8 protein-coding genes are annotated in these 18,200 nt (G+C 46.4%); 2 read left to right on the top strand and 6 right to left on the bottom strand.

All coding sequences use genetic code 11. From position 1 onward, the window contains the following. Positions 1 to 48 precede the first annotated feature (48 nt). Both Cop2CBH44_RS00220 and Cop2CBH44_RS00215 read right to left on the bottom strand, forming a co-directional pair. A complete protein-coding gene (locus tag Cop2CBH44_RS00220) occupies positions 49 to 2,652 on the bottom strand; it encodes a LamG-like jellyroll fold domain-containing protein (RefSeq protein WP_200755270.1) in 2,604 nt (867 codons plus the stop codon). Positions 2,653 to 2,837: 185 nt separating this feature from the next. Continuing rightward, entirely contained in the window at positions 2,838 to 3,887 is a 1,050-nt protein-coding gene (locus tag Cop2CBH44_RS00215) for a hypothetical protein (RefSeq protein WP_021931570.1), read from the bottom strand. Positions 3,888 to 4,098: 211 nt separating this feature from the next. Here Cop2CBH44_RS00215 and Cop2CBH44_RS00210 point away from each other — a divergent pair, with 211 nt between their 5' ends. Beyond that, on the top strand, positions 4,099 to 5,187 hold the full coding sequence (locus tag Cop2CBH44_RS00210; protein ID WP_200755269.1) for a glycoside hydrolase family 18 protein: 1,089 nt from the start codon (positions 4,099 to 4,101) through the stop codon (positions 5,185 to 5,187). 216 nt (positions 5,188 to 5,403) lie between these two features. Beyond that, the gene (locus Cop2CBH44_RS00205; RefSeq protein ID WP_021931573.1) at positions 5,404 to 9,345 is read left to right on the top strand and encodes a hybrid sensor histidine kinase/response regulator transcription factor; all 3,942 of its coding nucleotides are present in this window, start codon (positions 5,404 to 5,406) and stop codon (positions 9,343 to 9,345) included. Between the two features lie 665 nt (positions 9,346 to 10,010). Here the strand turns inward: Cop2CBH44_RS00205 and Cop2CBH44_RS00200 are convergent. From Cop2CBH44_RS00200 to Cop2CBH44_RS00185, 4 genes are all read right to left on the bottom strand, one after another. Next, positions 10,011 to 10,391: a GxxExxY protein gene (locus tag Cop2CBH44_RS00200; RefSeq protein WP_200755268.1), complete on the bottom strand. Its 381-nt coding sequence runs from the start codon at positions 10,389 to 10,391 to the stop codon at positions 10,011 to 10,013. 67 nt (positions 10,392 to 10,458) lie between these two features. Next, positions 10,459 to 13,146, bottom strand: coding sequence for a glycoside hydrolase family 2 protein (locus Cop2CBH44_RS00195; RefSeq protein ID WP_200755267.1), 2,688 nt, complete (start codon positions 13,144 to 13,146; stop codon positions 10,459 to 10,461). Between the two features lie 256 nt (positions 13,147 to 13,402). Then, positions 13,403 to 16,504 carry a glycoside hydrolase family 2 TIM barrel-domain containing protein gene (locus Cop2CBH44_RS00190; protein WP_200755887.1) on the bottom strand — a complete coding sequence of 1,034 codons (3,102 nt, stop codon included), beginning with the start codon at positions 16,502 to 16,504 and terminating at the stop codon, positions 13,403 to 13,405. A 40-nt stretch (positions 16,505 to 16,544) separates the two neighbouring features. Next, positions 16,545 to 18,095, bottom strand: a complete 1,551-nt coding sequence (locus Cop2CBH44_RS00185) for a sulfatase family protein (protein WP_200755266.1) — start codon at positions 18,093 to 18,095, stop codon at positions 16,545 to 16,547. Positions 18,096 to 18,200 lie beyond the last annotated feature (105 nt).

Below are 18,200 nucleotides of genomic sequence, written 5' to 3'. Positions count from 1 at the left end.
AAACTTGATACTGATTGGAAAATTATAGACAGGCTCTTAGGTATGCTTTTAATTAATAACCAACTTTACCGTATGGCTCCTACCCCCCTGGACGACCTTCACCAGGTATACACCGGGCTGAATATCTCCCACCGGAACAGAAGTCTCCATCTCCGTCAAGACAAGTTGCCTTACCACCCTGCCCTCGACAGAATACATCTCCAGCAATGCACTCTCAGAACCATCCTTCAATACCACACGCATCAGCCCGGCCGACGGCTCCCGGCCGATGACGAACAACCCATCGCCGGCATCCGACTTCACCGCCTCTATACCCGTAGGAATCATATCGACCTCGGTTATCAATGTATCCACATTAGAAGCGATAATGTCATTCTGAGCACGAATCAGGCTCTTGTAGTCATCTACCCGCTGGTCATTACCCATATCGAAATACATCGTACCCCGGCAATCATTATCGATGATAAAGCGCTGCTTCCGCTTCACCTGGTTCACACCGTTATAATACTTCACAGTTCCTCCACAGTCCCATTGATTCAAATCCGGGTCAAAGTTGTCGTCATTCATGCCATATTTCTCAAACAAATCTTTATACCCTTCCTCACCATTATTCACAAGCAATACTCCATACGACAACAGTATCTTATCCTTCGGGTAACCCCAATTGACGAAACTGTTATAAGCATTCTCATAATAATTCCAGTAATAAGTCTCCTTATTAGGCCCATACAGTTGGAAAGTAAAATAATCCACATCATCCAACAACCCCTTTTTGAAACCATTGTAAGACACCGCATGCAAAGAACAAGAAAAAGTCTTCTCCGGAGCATCCGCCATTACCTCGGTAATCAGGCGTTCCACCACATTATTATACACATTCCAGTCATTCGTCGAGTACATCCATTCCAAGTCCACATCCAAGCCGTCGCATTGAGATAGCAGCACCTTCGCATCACGAATCAGATTATCGACGTTCTCTTTCTTGTTCAATACACCGTTAATCCATTTCGTCCCGTCCGGATAAATAATGCCCATACGTATCTTGAAACCCCGATGGTTTTTATAATAACCGCGAATAAAATCCATCATTCCCAGATAACTCTGAGAGTCCTTGCCCAGATTCTCCGGATCATCCCCTTTCCAATACGCATTCAAGTAGATGTTATCCCAGTTGCCGATGTTCCACGCATAAGGCTTCGTCGCATCACTGCCGATAGCGCCCGAACGGTCCGAACCCCAAACCATAATCTCATCCAGTTTTCCGTCAAAGTCCTTGCCTATCGTCAACGTGCTCCCTTGGAAAGCCGGGACAGCCGTAATCGTCATATCCTTTCCACCCAGCACTATCGTCCGGGTTCCTATCTTGTCATGTATCTGCGACTCAAACTCGCCCGACTCGCCATAAGACCCGATACCCACACTTACCGGATTGAAAAAACGCCCGGTTAGAGTCCCTGCCGCCGGTTTCAGATAAACACTGACAAACTGCCATTTGCCCGTTTCCAGCTGGTTCTTCAGCGTAGCCGTCGTGCCGCACAAGTTCACGATAAGCTCTTTCTCTGCCTCACTTCCCAATTTTATCACCACGCAATTGTCATCATCGAGATAATTCGAGAAAAGCTCCGCACCCTCTACCCACGTATCTATATACATCCAAGTAGAAAAAGAAGCCTTCGCCGTAGCACCGTAGCCGAACCGCTCCGTCGGGTCAAATGGCGTTCTGCCGTCCTTCGCCGACATCACAGCACCCTTGCCCTGAAAATCCATTACACCCGTACGACCCTCGAAATCAGCCAGATAATTCACATTCGTAGGAGTAGCCGAATTATCCGGATATTCCGGAAACAAAGAACCGTCTTGCTGTACCTTGGCCGACAACAAAATCAAATCGTTTGTCATCAAAAACATATCCCGGTTGATTTTCGGACGGTCCGTAAAGCGCATCAGGTTCGTATAACCCGTCACTACACGATATTTCATCTCAGAATTATCCGTCACGGCAACCCGGGTGATATTATCGAACTCCCCGTGATGAGACAATTTATAATCGACCAAATTATCACACTGGTCCTGGTCGCACTTCCAATACGCAACCAGAGCGTCATAATTCGGATTAAACTTGTTCAACGTATTATTCCAGAAAAAATCATCCTGTTCCAAAGCCCTGGACCAGACACGAATCTCATCGATTTGCCCCTTAAATCCATCAGCTATTACACAGCCCTTTTCAGAAAAAGGCACTCCGGAAGCACCAAAAGTCCCGGGCAAGCTCCCCGAAACAGCCACCTCCTCATTATTGATAAAAGCCTTCACAGCCCCCTGCTGCACAGTAACCGTCAATTGAGACCACTTATTCAGCAAATCTCCCGCCGTTATTGTAGCCGTACCGCCGCCGGCCTTTACTAATATCTGCCGGTCAGCACTCAATTCTACGGAAAAATTATCCTGGCCAACCAACTTTGCCTCTGTCCAGGCCGTCGGCTTCAGCCACATCTGGAAAGTAGCCCCCCCGCCATTATCCAACTCCGTAATTGTAAAAGCAGAAACCTTTCCCGCACCACTCTCATTCTCCAAAGCAAAATTTGTCGTCTGGGCAAAAACCGTCGATACCGTTGCCGCAAACGCAAAAGCCGATACTAAAAAATTTTTCATAATATTATTTTATATGATTATAAAAAGAGGAGTATAAAGACAAATACAAAAAACACGACAATGCCATTTCTGGACGAAAGATACCCTATGGGACAGAAAAGACTCCCTTCCGTCCAAAAACGACACTGCATTATTTTCCCTAAACTCAGTACCTGAAAAAATCTTTATTAATCAAAAAAGAAAAATCAAAGTACCACTTTCCGAGTAACAGTTCCGACCTTAACTAAGAACAACCCCTTCTCTTTTACAGGCACATTTACCAAAGTAGAAACCTCATTTACCTTACTTACCAGAACACCGGCAGCATTATAAATCTCGATAGGCTCTTTAGCATCCACAATGCTTATCGTTCCATTATTGGCCCATACAACTACCTCGTTATTAAAATCAGTCTGCGATACAGATACCGTAGGAGGATTATCTACAAATCCGGGATCCTCATTATTATTTCCGGGATTATTTTTATCATCGATTGCATCGATGGTTTCCAATTTGAACGAACGGAACAAGATGACAGAGTTATCGGCCAAACTTCCCAACCACATCTTTATGGCCAGAGGCAATTCCTTATAATTAGGGTCATTATTATCTTCCATATAGAAATCAAGTATCCCCCTGTTCCAGTAATCATTATAAGCAGCATAGACACCCAAGTCAAACTGACGGTACGAAGGACCCGCATCCACCCCGTCATACGCCGAAGTCGCCAACGTCAACGAAATTTTACCATTCTCTTCCGGAGTAATTACCCGGTAATCTATCGTCAGACGGTAATTCTGGTTCAACGGCATATCCGTTCCACCCAACCAGCAGAGAGTCGCATTAGGGAACGACTTCGGGCACTGCACACCGCCCGGATAAGACTGCGCAGCCTCTTTCCCTATGATGCACAGCAGATTTTCACTACCGCCATTCACTATCTGTACCGATTTATAAAACTCCTCGAAAGTCGCTTTATCCGCTTCCGACATATTAGCATAAGAGTCAGTAACCGGGCCCACGACATCACCACCGGCATAGCAGGCAAGGCCCACACCTCCATTACCATTATCGGCCAGACGGAAAGGGGCCTTGCAATTCCAATTGGTAGAAGCCATTTCCTTAATAAAAATACTCTCGGCACTACCTACGGGCATTTCGCTAAACTTCCAAGTTCCCGGAGCATAATCCTTAGCACTCGCTCCAACTACACACAACAAACCTGTTGCACCAACAAGTAAATTTCTAATTTTCATAATATTCAAAATTTAGTTAATGAATAATTAAATTTGTTCAGTGCAAATGTAAAATAGAGCCGGCTATCCCTTTTTTGATAACATCCAATTATTTTATAGAATCATCCAAAAATACCCCTAAAAGCCCTATAACAGAAAAACTTTGGACAAAAACAAAAATCGACGGAATATATTTGACATACATTCGTGCCACACACAAAAATCAACTATCATGATGAAAAAAAGTAGTATAACCATCGTCCTGTTACTGTCCATGTTCATACATCTCCGGTCTCAGGAACTCTCCCACTCCACCTATCTGGTAGGATACAATTTGAACAGTACCGAATACATCAGGCAAATCGATTTCAGCCGGTTCGATTACATATACCTGATGGCCGCCCCCGACTGGAAAGACGTAGACTTCGGGCAACCCTTCGAAAAAATCCGGCAACAGCTCGTCACCACACACCAGTATACCGAAGACAAAAATACCCCCGTCGTACCCTACCTTATACACCGGGCCCACAAGTCCGGTACAAAGGTGCTCCTTTCCTTTGCCGGTGAAGGATTCAGGCAAAAAGTCGAAAACCCCGAGACCCGGCACAAATTCATCCGGTTCATGACCGACTTTATAAAAAAATACGATTACGACGGCATTGAAATAGACTGGGAAAGCGACTTGAGCCTGCCCCTACACGCCGATTTCATAAAAGAACTCAGAACCGCCCTCGATACCCTCGAAAAAGAAACAAGAAAAAAACTCTACCTCACCACAGCCCTCCACTCCTGGCAGAAATATTCCCCCTCGCTCGCACGACAACTGTCATCGCACGTCGACTGGCTCAACATCATGACATACGACATGGGAGGAGGAATATGGGGCAACACAGCCAGGCACAATACCCCCCTCGACCAGATAGAGCGCGAGATGAAAAACTGGGACGTATTCGACCGCAGCCGGCTATGCATAGGTCTCGCCAACTATGGATTCATATACCACAACATAATCCCCGGTCAAAAGGTCGAAGGAAAACTTAGCCGATACGGCAGCTATATCAGTTATAACAAAATGATTCCCCTGCTCCGGCAAGGCTGGACAGAAGAATACGACACAGCAGCCAAAGTCTCTTATTTCTATTCCCCCGACAAGAAAAGCTTTATCACAATGGACACCCCCCAAAGCATCCGGACCAAAATCGACTGGATAAAACAAAACCGCTACAAAGGAATATTTTGGTGGGAATTCAGTTACGATACCATACCCCCAGCAAAAAAAGGCGGCAAAATAAAACACCACCTCATCGATATAGTAAAATAAAAAAATTTACTTCCCCGTCCTTTGCCGGGCGGAGTATGGTTTCCGGCAAAGGACGAGGATAGACCCGCACTTGCCTCGCCCGAAACACACCCGACAAGCATATAGGTCGGTCATATTTTTCAAAAATATATATTATAAATAATACTAAATTCACAATTATATCTTATTTTATTAATTATATATCTATATTTGTCAAGAATATCAAGGATACACGATATGCATTACAGACTTCAATTAACCTTATGTACACTTATTTTCCTATCAATCCAAGTACTCAATGCACAAGCCGAATTCTATTTCAAACAAATATCCCTAAAAGAAGGACTGAGCCAGCCTACCGTAAAAGCCATACTCTACGACAGCAAAGGATACATCTGGATAGGTACAAGAGCAGGACTGAACCGCTTCGACAAACACGAAGTCAAGAACTACTTCAACGAATATGATAACCCCGCCTCCCTGCCCGACAACCAAATTACAATACTTACAGAAGATTCACTAAACAATCTTTGGGTAGGAACCTCCGGAGGCTTAGCTTTGTACAACCGGAAAAACAATAATTTCTCTACCATAACAGTCAACGGCAAAACAATCTATGTTTCCACATCGATATCCGTAGAAGACGGAATCGTTTTCGGAGGATACAACCTATACAAATACAGTTACCTGACCCGACAAATCAAAGAAATAAAATACGAACGGAAACAAAAAGACTTTATCACTTTCATACACTCCTGGAACAACGGACTATGGCTATTGGGAACCCGGTGGGACGGATTATGGCTATACAACCCCAATACCGGGCAAATGCACCATTCATTTGTCCAAGAAAAAAACATATCAGCTTACTATATCGACCGTTCCGGAAACCTCTGGCTCTCTCCATACGGCAAAGGCCTGCAATGCTACTCCCCCCAAGGACAGCTGCTGAAAGAATACCACACCCGTAACTCACAGCTCACCAATGATATCATACTCGACATAACCGAAAAAGACAGAAATATATGGATAGCCACCGACGGAGGAGGCATCTGCATACTGGACAAGCAAAAAAATACCATACATAACATCCGGCACATGCCGGGCGATGCAACCTCCATACCGGCAAACTCGATAAACTGCCTGTACCTCGACCGGGAAAACAACATGTGGGCAGGAACCATACGGGAAGGACTGCTGTACGTCAGAAACGTATACATGAAAACCTATTGCGCTGTAACCCCGGAAAACTCCTACGGGCTAAGCGAAAATGCCGTAATCTGCCTGTACGAAGACAACCGTCATACCCTATGGATAGGAACCGATGGAGGGGGACTCAACGCCATGAATCCTCGTACAAAGCAATTCAAGCATTTCACTTCCAAAAACACCGAAAAAATTACCTCCATCACACAATTCTCTCCGGACAAGCTGCTGCTATCCACATTCGGAGAAGGACTATACACCTTCAACACCCGGACACACACTTTCGAGCCCTTCCTCTTCATCAATCGGGAAATAAACGACCGGACTTACCGAACCGGTCGGAACATATATCTCCACAATGCAAGTAATAACAAAATCTACTTTTTTTCCGACAGTATCTATGCCTACCACACCGGAGAAAAAAAATTCCACGGAATACACTACAACACCCAACCCGACAAAACTGTCATCACAAGCTCCCTGAACCGCTTTTACAGCGACCGGAAAAAATCCTATCTCTTCAGCATCAGCAACATCTTCGAATTAGACCACGAAAAAGACGAACTCACACCCGTCTATTACGCAAAACACCCCGCCATAATCAACAGTGTATGCAAAGACCGGATGGACCGTTTCTGGATAGGGACCAACAAAGGCCTCATCTGCTACAACCCGGCCACCCGGCAAAGCCGGACCATAAAAACATCCCTGTTCCATGAAATATCCGCTATCGTACACGACTCCGGAAACCGGCTTTGGATAGGAGCTCAAGGTATGCTCTTTACCTACATTATCAACGAAAACAAATTCGTTATCTGGGGCGAATCCAACGGAGTCAGCCCTAACGAATACCTCACAGGAGCCACCCTCACCACCCATTCCGGAAACATTTACATGGGAGGCTCTTCCGGACTCCTGTATATCAACAACAATATACGGTTCGAAAAAGACCTCCATCCCGCTTTCGAAATCACAGACATACAACTGAATGGCTCCACCGTCCTGAACCAGAAAAACACAATCCCCTCCGAACTCGAAATACCGTGGAACCATACCTCCCTGGCTATCAAAATACAAGTGACGGAAAACGATATCTTCCGCAAAAAAATATTCCGTTACCATATCTCAGGAGCACAAAACTCATACGACATAGAAACGTACGACCATACCCTGATGATACACGCACTCGCTGCCGGGAAATACACGATAACAGTCTCCTGCAACCTCCAAGACGGAAGCTGGAGCCGGCCCGTCAAACTCCTTGACCTCCAAGTGACACCCCCCTGGTGGAAAAATGGCTGGTTCATCTACTCCCTGCTCCTCTTCTTCGCCCTGTCCATCATAGCAGCAGCAACCTACTCCACCCGACGTAAAGAAAGCAAGCTCAAATGGGAAATGAAAGAACACGAAGAAGAAGTAAACAAAGAAAAAATACGCTTTCTGATAAACATCAGCCACGAACTCAGGACACCGCTGACCCTGATTTATGCCCCACTCAAAAGACTGCTCAAAAACAAAAAATTCGAAGACGACACACAAAGACAACTAACAGGCATCTACAAGCAGACAAAACAAATGAGGAACATCATCAACATGGTTCTCGATGCCCGGAAAATGGAAGTCGGGCAAAACAGGCTATACCTGCAACAACACCCGCTCAACGAATGGATTAAAAACATCACCGAAGACTTCAGATACGAATTCGAGAACAAAGGAATCGACATCCGTTATGAACTCGACGACCAAATCAAAAACATCGTTTTCGATGCCAACAAATGCGAAATCGTACTCTCTAACCTGCTCATGAATGCACTGAAATTCAGCAACGAAAACACAGAAGTCACGATAAAGACCGAAATCCGCAACAACAATGTTCAAGTGCTCGTCAAAGACCAGGGCATCGGACTCGGAAACATCACCGAAGCCCAGTTATTCACCCGATTCTCACAAGGCTCCCACCAGTTACAAGGAAGCGGCATAGGACTCTCATACGCCAAGACCCTGATCGAAATGCACCAAGGACACATCGGAGCATACAATAACCCCGACCAAGGCTCCACTTTCTATTTCGAGTTACCCCTTATCCGGGACGAACAAGTCATCCGATGCAAAGAAAAAAACTATCTCAACGAGCTGCTCTACACACCCAAAGAGACATTGCAGCAAGAAGAGCCCGCGATAAACCTCTCAAAATACACGATACTCATCGTCGAAGACGAAAACGACCTCAGGCACTTCCTGGCCGACAGCTTGTCCGGACAATTCTCCAAAATATACACCGCAGCCAACGGCACCGATGCCCTGCCCACAATACAAAAATACCTGCCCGATATCATCGTCAGCGACGTCATGATGCCCAAAATGGACGGATTCACCCTCTGTAAAACCATAAAATCAGATATCAGTCTGAGCCATATCCCTGTAATTCTTCTCACCGCACGGAACGATCAGGAAAGCACCTCTTTAGGATACAAGTTAGGAGCCGATGCCTATCTCGCAAAACCCTTCGATATAGAATTCTTACTAACCCTGATTCAGAACCAATTGCGAATCCGGGAACAAATCAGGAAACGTTACCAAGAGAATACGGCCATACTGCTGCCCGAAGAAATGACATTCAGCAATGCCGACGAAGATTTCATGCTGAAACTGAACAAGACCATCAAGGAAAACCTGCCCGAGCCCACACTCGACGTGAAATTCCTGGTCGATAAAATGAACGTTTCCCGTTCAGCCCTATACAACAAAGTCAAACAACTCACCGGCATGGGAGTAAATGACTACATCAACAAATTCCGGATAGAAGCAGCCATACAGCTACTGGAACAAACGAACCTGTCGATTTTGGAAATTTCCGAACAATCCGGATTCAGCAACCAAAGTTATTTCAGTATCACCTTCAAGCAAGCAACCGGACTGTCCCCCTCTAAATACAAAGAAAAATACAAAAACAAAGACAAACAACCCACCTGATATTATATTAACAGACAGAAGAACAGCTTCTGCCAAATCTTCCATATTGTCCTTATGTCCTTTTGTCCAAAAAACAGTTCGCGACAAACATATTTTTATTATTTTTAGACAAAAGAACATAAGAACATAAGATTTATTCCCACCAAACATTCCATTCCCATATCCCCTTTTGTCCTTGTGTTCTTATGTCCAAAAAACAGTTCTTGACGGACATGTTTTTATTATCTGTAGACACAAGAACAAAAGAACATAAGATTTATTTCTACCAAACATTCCATTTCCATATCCCCTTTTGTCCTTATGTCCTTTTGTCCAAAAAAACAGTTCTTGACGGACATGTTTTTATTATTTTTAGACAAAAGAACATAAGAACATAAGATTTATTTCTACCAAACATTCTATTTCCATATCCCCTTTTGTCCTTATGTCCTTCTGTCCCAAAAAAACAGTTCGCGACAGACAAATTCTTATTATCTGTAGACAAAAGAACTGAAGAACAAAAAAATTTATTTCTACCAAACCCTCTAATTTCTATATCCTTCTCTTTTGTCTTTATGTTCTTATGTCAAAAAAATAATACCCCTTTTGTCCTTGTGTTCTTCTGTCTGAAAATATATGTCCTTCTCTCCAAAAAATTATATCTGAAAAAAACAACATATTCGTTCCTATGCATTATTTTTATACTCTCTGAATTTCCTTTTTATCTCAATACGTTCACCCCCGAAATTTATTAATAAGCCGTGGTCTGTATGAGTAGCAGTCAAATAATTTACCAATTGAGTCTCATGTATAGGAAGAAGATGCTGTACCGCTTTAAGCTCAATGATTATTTCTCCCTCCACGATAATATCCGCCCTGAATTCGCCCACAATTTCATTTTTGTAATACACATTTATAGGCATTTCCATATCTGCTCGAATACCCTTTTCCTTTAATTCTATCAACATTGCTTTCTGATAGACACTCTCAAGAAAACCCGCAGAAAGCTGAGTCCTCACATCATAAGCACACTGAATAACAGCCTTTATCAAACCTTCTATTTCCATATCCCCTTATGTCTTTATGTTCTTCTGTCCAAAAAAACATATCCCCCTTATGCTCTTCTGTCTAAAATCACTCAAAATCCTCCTGTTGCCTTTCCACCTCTCTCAATTTCAATCGGCTCACTTCCCGCTGCAACTCCCGTATCCGCTTCTCATAATCCGAGGCAGTACCCTTTTCCTGCCTTTCCGAACGGCAGCCGGAATCCCCCGACTTGTCCAAATCATCCTCATTAGCAACCAACGGATAATCCGCTGGGAAAGACCGGATAACCAACTCTGCCGAGACCGGAGTATGCTTACCCTGCCACAAAACAGAAGCACGCACCCTTATCTCCCCCGGAGTAGTACCAGACTTCACAAGTACCGGAGCAGTGCCCCAACGTACCGGACAAGGATTCGTAAACGTCTCCACATCAGCGACAAGAACGCCCGGACCCTCAATCTCGAACCTCACCTCGCCATTATTCAGACGCTTGATATTCCCGTTCTCATCAGCCACTGCAGCCACGACAGTCACCATATCAGAACCGTTCGCCCGCATCCGTACCCTTTCATCATCAGCCCACAACAACAATTTCGAAGGACGGCGTGCCGGATAAACCTTATGAGTAGCAACGACTTTCCCGTCCACAAGTCCCTCGGCCAACAGATAAGACTCATCATCCTTGCCCTGCCGAGAAAGCTTTTTATCATGCATGACATCAAACACATTCTCAAATACAATCACAGGAGAAGGCATCCCGGCCGCCCCCTCGGATTTCCGATATACATGCGGTTTTCCCCCCTTACAACAAGTAAGGCGCACCTCGTCGCAATTACTGTACACCGTCACATCCTTCGGAGAAAAAGGAGTCATGTAATTCGCAATATAGACCATCGGGCCGCTATCGGCAATCAAGTCCCCGTTCACCTCTACCGGACGTTGGGCACAAAACATATAATAAGACAGCTTCGGTTGACGGAAAGCATCCATAATCCCACCATAAAAAGGATCAGGATGATACCCGCGCTGATGGTCGAACGAATGCCACAGACACCCACCCATATGCTGTCTGGAAGTCCTGTACAATACGTCATAACAAGTATACCGATAATCAGGCTTGGCATACCCCTGAGCCTGTACAAGCATCGGGTACTCCCCCCAGGCTCGACTTGCCCGGCTCGGAGAATTATGCGAATTCCAGTTATCCACGTTATCCCCCCACTCACGGGTAAAATAGCTTATCTGAGGATTCAAATTTTCAGCATTGAATGCCCCGCCTCCACCGATAGCCGGATGAGTAAAATGAACCGGGAAATATTCCTTTCCCCGAGCCGTAGCATCACACCCGGCATAACAATAAGGATATGGATACTCCTCCTTCAAAATATCGGCCACATTCCGGGCAAAATCCTCCGGATACCATGTTTCATTCAAGATAGGTTCCCACAACCACACCGACGCATGATTACGGTCGCGCCTTACCATATTTCGAATATCATCATAGACCCGTTGCCCAAAAATCGGATCGTCATTCCAAAACTGCCAGCCGGGAGTATTCACTATGACAAACAACCCGAGCTCGTCACACGCATCCATAAACGCAGGATCTTGAGGATAATGAGCATTACGGATGACACGCAACCCCGCATCCCGCAGTTTCTTGGCATCCCGCCAGTGCAAGCTGTTAGGCAAAGCATTGCCTATCACGGCAAAATCCTGATGCCGGTTAGCCCCGATAAGAGGATAAGGATAAGGAGCACCATTCAGCCAAAAACCATCTTTCCCTTTAAACTCGATACTCCGAATGCCGATACGCTGGCAATAACCGTCAACAACCCGGCCCGAACGCTCCTTGACATAAACATGCAACCTGTAAAGATAAGGACTGTCGGGAGACCACAGATGAGGATACCTTACCGTAACCTCACAAAACGACTCGTCCGCCTTTCCATCCTTCACAACCAGAGGTCTTTCCTTTGAGAAAACCCGCTTGCCCTCCTTATCAAAAAGCTCATACACAATCCTCCCCGAAAAAGATGCCCCCGAAAGATTACGCACATGAGACTTCATCCTCACAAGTGCCGACTCCTCCGAAACTTTATCAAACGAAACAAACAGACCCCCTCCGGCCGTCTCATCCTCGTAATTAGAATCCGTTATAAACACCCGATTATGGACCACCAGCCAGCAATCCCGATATATCCCGCCAAAATATGCAAAATCCAGAGCATCCTGCGCTTTTCCGGGAGGATAAGAAATATCATCACTGTTGTCTGCCCACACCGCTATGACATTATCCCCATCATAATTCAAAAAAGGAGCGACATCCACCACTACAGGCAAGAATCCGCCAAAATGCTCCTTCAGCAACCGCCCGTTGACCCATACTTTCGATTTGCCCATAATAGCCTCGAAATGAAGGAACAATTGCTTACCCTTCCAGCTACCGTCTGCCGTAAAATGCTTACGATACCATACAGCACCCTGATAATTGATACATCCGCTCGCCTCGGCAGGAAGATACTCTATACCATTGGGCAACGAAACTATCTCCCAGTCCCCGTCGTCGAAACCAAGCTGTTCCGCCCCAGGAACATCCCCCTTATAAAAACGCCAGGCAGGATTCATATCATACACCTCACGGCCCGTATTAGGCAAAGAATAAAAACCGGCAGTAGAAAAAGAAGGCTGATAATCAGCTGCATAAAATACCGTTATAGGGAGCAGGAACAAGCATACCCATACAACTCTCCAGTACGTCGATAAGTGTCTCATAAATCAGATATTCGGTTATATAATTACAAAAAATCTCACGCAGTTACACACACCATAAAAAACAATTTACCCGTAAGCCGATATGCAGGACACATAAAATCATCCCTATAGATATCCACACAGCTTACAGGTAAACCGTCCGGTAACCTCGGTCATCCACCTTGTACAAAAATAGCACTTTTCCCTCTATTTTCCGCTATATTGCTCCAAGATTTCTATCCGGTTTTACCGCAAAAATAAACAAAAGCAATCGGTGCTATTTCACAACCGGAACAAAAGTAAAGTCAAAACGATACGTTTCCAGAGGCAACCGGTACGAAGGCAATACACCGGGCCCGCAAGTAGCAGTACCCACACCCGTTTGAGCCGCATCCACATGTACCGTTATCGACCCGTCAGCAACCAGTTCGTTGAGATGCGTAGCCGCATCGATATTCCCGTCCGAATAAGGAGTAGCACTGAACTGGAACGGACGCTTGGCAACTACCTTCCAGCCATTGCCATCTTCACCGGTCAATGTCACCCACCGGGTATCTGTACGGTTACCCGTAGCCTGCGGCACCACATAACAGTGGAACATCTCATCCGGAGAAGTCTTGTAAATACCTATCCGCCCCGCAGCCCGGTCTGTATAATTCTCGAAATCACCCCGGCCCAAATACGTCACATTACGGCAAGCCGTCTCAGGCATACGGAAAGTCAGGCCCACCCTCGGCAACGACTTCACGATATTCGTATCGGGAGTAAACACCATATTTACGTTCAGTACCCCCTTCCTGTCCAGAGTATAAACATAACTGGCAGTACCTATCACTTTTCCCTTGGCATTGGTAAGAGAAACATGAGCCGTAAATCCGTTCTTGGAAGCCTTCACCGACGTCACGTTCTGAGTCACCCCGTCCAGTCCGGCCTTTTTCCATAACTTCGCACCATACTTGTCCTTCTTGTCATTCTCCGTCACAGGACGGTACAAAGACAATTGCAACGGTTCACTCAACAGCTCCTTTCCCCAGTATTTATACGACACCAAAGCTCCCGTTTCGGGCGAGAACGTAGCCGCGACTCTATCGTTCGACCACGTATATCCATCCTTCTTCAACGAAGACCCCGAAGGTAAATCCACCTTCTCCGCATACTTCCGGTTAGCCTCCAATACAAACTGGTCATAAGCCACCTCATCGCCCTGACCTATAAACGCTGACGCACGATTCGGCGTCCAGCTCAGATTCAGATAAGCCTCTCTCGCATCACGAGGCAATTTCACTTTGCCCAGCACGATATCCACAGTCTGGTGCGGAGCACAAGACACAACCTTCTCCCCTTGCGCCAATACAGTCCCGTTATCGGCCGTCACATTCCAGTGCAAAGTATAATCCGCCAGGTCAGTAAAGTCATACCAGTTCTTCACCGATACCGTCAAGTTCTCCGCATTCGTCAGGCGGGCCTTGATATACTGGTACACCTTCTTCACCTCAAACAGATGAGGATGAGGCTCGCGGGCGGCATTCACCAGACCGTTACAACAAAAACTCCCAAACGAAGGAATACCCTCGGGCCCATAATCCCCGCCATAACTCCAATACCATTTGCCGTCGGCATCCACCTCGCGGAAAGACTGGTCTACCCAGTCCCATATACAACCACCCTGCGCCATCGGTTCAGACTCGAAAACATCCCAGTAATCCTTCAGTCCCCCCACGCTGTTGCCCATGGCATGAGCATATTCGCAAAGAATAAAAGGCCGGTAAATATCCGGCTGTGCAAGGTACGCCTTTATCTCATCTATGCTGCGGTACATACGGCAATAAATATCCGTATTGAAATTCTGTTCCGCACGCTCGTACTGTACAGGGCGGTTTGTCTCCACCGACTTTAGCCATTTGTATGTCTCCTCAAAATTGACACCGTTACCGGCCTCATTGCCCAACGACAATACCGACACCGAAGGATGATTCTTGGTCCGCTCGTACATCCTCTGCGTGCGGTCCATATGGGCTTTCAGCCAAGACGTATCCTTAGCCAGTGTCGCCGGGCCGTAACCCATTCCGTGAGACTCTATATTCGCCTCGTCTATTACATATAAACCATAACGGTCGCACAACTGGTACCAATACGGATGGTTCGGATAATGAGCACAACGCACGGTATTGATATTATTCTGTTTCATCAACTGTATATCTTTCAGCATCAGCTCCTTGCTTACCGTACGACCCCGGCTCGAAAACTCATGCCGGTTTACCCCCTTGACCAATACGGGCACTCCGTTTATACAAAAACGCCCCTCCTTAATCTCCGAAGTCTTAAATCCCACCGGACAGCCCGTCGTCTCTATCACACCCCCCTTGTCATCCTTCAAATACATGACCAGAGTATAAAGATAAGGATGCTCGGCACTCCACGGTTTCACATCGGGAATCACCCTCTCGAAAGAAACGATGCTGTCCTGTCCCTTCAACGCTCTCTCATCACGCGCCACGATACGGTTATCGGCATCGCGCAACTCATAATATACTGCCAATTTTCCCTTTCCGTCCAAGCCTCCGACATGTACGTCGAGAGAAAATTCGCCATCCTTATACTGCTTCCTGTCAAGTGGAGATACGACCTTATAATCAGCGATAAACTCCTTGGGAGTACTGTAAAGATACACATCCCGTTCTATCCCGCTCAACCGCCACATATCCTGGCATTCCAGATACGAGCCGGCGCTCCAGCGGTACACCTCCACCGCCAAGACATTCTCACCCTTCTTCACTTTATCCGTAATATCCCATTCGGCAGGAGTCTTGGAACCCTGGTTATATCCCAAAAGCTCCCCGTTGAGCCACACATAATAAAACGACGTGACCCCTTCGAAACACAAAACGATGCGCCGCCCGTCCCACGAATCCGGTACGGCAAACGTACGCCGGTAAGACCCTACTTCATTCTCCTCATAAGGAACCAGAGGCGGGTTCTTTTTGAAACGAAACATCGGGTCGTCAAACTCGTACGTCTCATTCACATAAATAGGGACACCGTATTTCTGGCACTCCCAGTTGCCCGGAACCTCTATATCATTCCAATTTCCCGTATAATAATCAGGACGATAAAAATCCGTCGGACGCTTGTCCGGATTACGCACCCAGTTAAATTTCCAAGTCCCGTTCAAGCTCATATAATAAGGCGACTGCTCGTAATTCTGTTCACGAATGCCATCTATATCACCGTTCTTATACGGCCATACATACGCATGAGGTTTCAACTTGTTCAGCCCGATGGCATACTGGCTCTGCCACTCCGGTTGTTTCGTTTCGGCATGAGACCATCCGAACGGTAACAACAACAGACAAGCACAAAATAGAATGTTATTTTTCATCATCTAATATAAGTATGGTTAACAAATTCACGTTCATTTATCATTCGAGCGGAAGCCCCACCCGGTTGTCCTTTATCTTCTCCAACTGCCTCGAAAGCTTTTTCACCTGCTTCGGGTATTTCTCGGCAACATTCTCCTTTTCCCCCAAGTCCTTATACAGGTTATACAACTGAGGATACGGGCTGTTTCCCGTCTCGATACCCACATTCTTGTTAAACGGTTGCCCCTCGCCGGGCTCTATATACTTCCACTCCCCGGTAATAATAGACAAATTGTTTTGGGCATTCTGTTCCACCAGATACGAGCGTCCTTGGGTATCCTTGCCCAGCCACGCATCCAGACAATCCTCACTGTCGGGAGCAGCCCCCTCCGGTAGGTCGATACCCAGCAACGAAGCGAAAGAAGCCATCCAGTCGATTTGGCAGACCAGGGCATCCGTAACTGCAGGTTTCACCCGCCCGGCCCAGCGGAGTATACAAGGTACACGCGTACCGGCCTCGTACGAACTATACTTCCCGCCCCGAAAAGGGCCTCCGGGCTTATGCTCACCCAATAACTCCACTGCATTATCCTTATATCCGTCATCAACGACAGGCCCGTTGTCGCTCGACAAAATCACAATCGTATTCTTATCCAGTCCCAAGCGTTTCAATGTAGCCATAACCTCGCCTACGCTCCAGTCAAATTGTAACAACACATCACCTCTGGGACCCATGCCCGACTTCCCAGCAAACCGCTCGTTCGGTACACGAGGCACATGCGCATCCTGCGTAGCAAAATAAAGGAAAAACGGCTGGTTCTTATGTTCCTCGATAAACGATACCGCCTTATGCGTCAGTTCATCGGCAATCTGGTCATCCTTCCACAAAGCCGATTTCCCGCCTTTCATAAATCCGATACGGGAGATGCCGTTCACTATGCTCTGATTGTGCCCGTGGGAAGGTTGCATCACCAACAGCTCCGGATTGTTCTTGCCCGTAGGCTCACCCGGAAAGTTTTTCTTATAACTGACATAAATCGGGTCGTCCGGACTCAGATTCACAACCCGGCCATTCTCCACAAACACACACGGAACCCGGTCGCCCGTAGCCGCCATGATATAAGAATAGTCAAACCCTATATCAGACAAGCAGGGCTTCAGTTGTCCGTTCCAGTCCTGAGTCCCCGTCTGGTCACCAAGCCCCAGATGCCATTTGCCGATAGCCCCTGTAACATAACCCGCCTCATGGAACATATCCGCCAACGTATATCTTTCGGGACGGATTATCATCCCCGCATCACCGTCGGCAATACCCGTTCCCTTCCTGCGCCAGGCATACTCCCCGGTAAGCATCGCATACCGGGCAGGAGTACTCGTAGCCGCGGCACTATGGGCATTCGTAAATCGTACCCCCTCGGCTGCCAGCCGTTCCACATGAGGAGTACATATTGTTTTAGCACCGTTACAGCTCAAATCGCCATAACCGATATCATCAGCATAAATAAATATGACATTCGGACTTTGAGGCATCTCCGCCTTCTCCCGCTTTTCGGCATGCACCAAAGAAAGCGGGACAGTAACTAAAGGTAATATAAACGGTATCGATTTCATCTCGTTCTCATTTTCATTTATAAATCAAAATTTTTCATCCTCCGCCTCTCCCCCGAAAGAAAAACCAAGGAAAAGGCAACTTCGGGCAAGGTTACACAACCACCC

Origin of the sequence: Coprobacter secundus subsp. similis, from assembly GCF_015097275.1 — a bacterium.
In the GTDB taxonomy this organism is placed as follows: domain Bacteria; phylum Bacteroidota; class Bacteroidia; order Bacteroidales; family Coprobacteraceae; genus Coprobacter; species Coprobacter secundus.
The sequence above is the reverse complement of the archived record's forward strand: the minus strand, read 5'-3'. Positions and strand labels throughout refer to the sequence as shown.